Genomic DNA, 2,436 nt, shown 5'->3' on the forward strand with positions numbered 1-2,436 from the left:
TTTTTCCCGGCGACAAGTTCATCGGTCCGGTCTGCCTGCTCATCGCCGCGGGCTTCGCGGCCGTCATGGTGATCACCTTCGGTGCGCTGTCCGACAGGTTCGGCCGCGTGCCCGTCTACCGCTACGGCGCGCTGTTTCAGGCGCTCATCGCGCTGCCGGCGTTCTACCTTGTGACGCTGGGCAATGTCACGCTGGTCTGGATTGTCATGGTGGTCGGCATCGCCCTCGGCGTTCAGTCCATGCTCGGCCCGCAGTGCCCGCTGCTGCCTGAACTCTTCGGATCGCAGTACCGCTTCACCGGCGTGGCCATGAGCCGGGAGCTCTCCGCCGTCCTGGCCGGCGGCCTGGTCCCGCTGGTCGGCGCCGCGCTGCTGGCCGCCACGGACCATTCCTGGCTGGTGCTCGCCATCTACTCGCTGGTCCTGGCGCTGATCTCGTTCGTCACCACCTTCTTCCCGCCCGAGACGGTGGGACGCGACCTTCTCCTGACGGAGGATGCGCGCTAGGCGGGATCCGGGCTCCAGACCCTCCGTCCGCGCCGCACAGGCCGTGGCCCCTTCCACCCAGGAAGGGGCCACGGCCGTTTCTGCGCCACGGAATACCCGCGTCGACGGGCAAAATACCCGGCGCGCCCGAATGCCGGCCTCGCAGGCACGGTCCGGCGTCGCTGGGCGGAACCTTCCTCGCCCAACGCAAAGGGCGGCCCAACCGTTTCCGGTGGGCCGCCCTGTGTGCGCTGCGGCGCTGGTGCAGTGCGGAAGAGTGGACTCAGTAGAAGTGCACCGTGTCCACCAGGTGGGGGAGTTCGCCGCCGTCGAGGTAGGTCCGCAGGTTGCTGCAGAAGCGTTCGGTGATCAGCCGGTTTTCGGCGGCGCTGAGCGCCGAGGTGTGCGGGGACACCATCACCCTGGGGTGGTTCCACAGCGGGCTGTCCTGCGGCAGTGGCTCCACGGCGAAGACATCGAGGCAGGCATAGGAGACCTGGCCGTTGCCCAGGGCCTCCAGAAGCGCCTCTTCATCGACCACGGTGCCGCGGCCCACGTTGACGAAGACTGTTCCGGGCTTCATGGCGGCGAAGACGTCGCGGCTGAAGAGCTTCTCGGTGTACGGCGTGCCGGGCAGGGTATTGACGACGGCGTCTGCGGTGCCCAGCAGGCCGGCGAGGCCGTCGTTGTCCGTGACCGTCTCGATCCCGTCGATGGCCTCCACGGTCCGCTTGGTCCCGCTGACGCTCATGCCCAGGGCGCGGGCTCGAGCCCGATCTCGCCTAGCCCGGTGACCACCAGGCGGGAGCCGTTGACCAGGCGGGTGGGGGTGCGGAGCTCGGGCCAGAGCTTGGCCGCCTGGTCCTGGGCCAGCTCGGCGCTGCGCTTGAAGCCGTTGAGGATGCCCAGGGCGGCGAACTCGGCGAGCGGCAGGGCGTGCACCCCGGCCGAGGTGGTGACCCTGAACTTCTGCAGCGTCGCGGCGTCCAGCCCCGATGCCTTTACGGCACCGCCGGCGCCGGCCGCCATGGCATGGATCCACTCAAGCCGGGGATTGCTGCCGGCGATCCGGGCGAGGCCTGCCGGGCTTTCGTTGGGGAGCCCGTACAGGACCTGGGCCTTGTTGAGCATGTCCCAGTAGCGCTCTTCCTGCTCCGGCGTCCGGCGGAAGTCCGGGTCACCCGCATGGTCGGCGGGAAAACGTTCCGGCGGCAGGAGCTCGGGGTCGTAGAGGACGGTCACGGACGGATCTACGGCGCGGATGCGGTCCACCAGCTCTGCTTCGAGTGGGACGGCGATCGCGACGGTGGTTTTGGTCGTCATAGTGTTCATCATACTGAATGGAGGCTAGGATGCTGAACAGAATTCCAAGATTAACCACGACGAAGTGAGGCAACGCATGGAGATGGACCGCAGGGAGGCCGGGTTCGTCGGCCTCGGCCTGATGGGCGCGCCGATGGCCGCCAACCTCCTCGCGGCAGGATGGACCGTCACGGCCTGGAACCGTTCGCCGGCGGCGCTGGACGCCTTCGAGACCCTGGGCGGCTCGCGCGTGGCCAGGGTCGAGGCGCTCCGCGACCAGCCCGTCATTGTCTTCATGCTGCCGGATCTGTCCGACATTGAGGATGCGAGTGCCGCGCTCCTGGCCGGCTGGACCGCCAGCCCGCCCGCGCCCGGAACCGCCGTCGTTGTGATGAGCAGCGTGTCGCCGGCCGGCGTGCGGTACTTCGGGGCACGGGTCGCGGAGGCGAGCGGGGGCAACGCCGTCGTCGTCGATGCGCCGGTCAGCGGCGGCACCAAAGGCGCGGCGGACGGAACCCTCGCCATCATGGCGGGCGCCAGCGACAGCGACTTCCGCCGGCTCCTGCCGCTCTTTGGCGCGATGGGCAGCACCGTGCGGCGGCTGGGACCGCTGGGATCGGGGTCGCTCGCCAAGGCGTGCAACCAGCTG

General features: G+C 69.3%; 2 protein-coding genes and 1 pseudogene. 2 read left to right on the plus strand and 1 reads right to left on the minus strand.

Annotation, left to right across the window (positions count from 1 at the left end; all coding sequences use genetic code 11):
* Window positions 1-506 (plus strand): MFS transporter (locus tag LQV45_RS25875; protein ID WP_230009506.1); only part of this gene is annotated, 506 nt, incomplete at its 5' end.
* Window positions 507-768: 262 nt separating this feature from the next.
* Here the strand turns inward: LQV45_RS25875 and LQV45_RS35825 are convergent.
* A pseudogene (locus LQV45_RS35825) lies at window positions 769-1,820 on the minus strand (D-2-hydroxyacid dehydrogenase).
* 70 nt (window positions 1,821-1,890) lie between these two features.
* Between LQV45_RS35825 and LQV45_RS25890 the strand changes: the two are divergent.
* On the plus strand, window positions 1,891-2,436 hold a 546-nt coding region (locus LQV45_RS25890), incomplete at its 3' end, for an NAD(P)-dependent oxidoreductase (protein ID WP_230009511.1).

It is taken from the genome of Microbacterium sp. Bi128 (genome assembly GCF_918698205.1).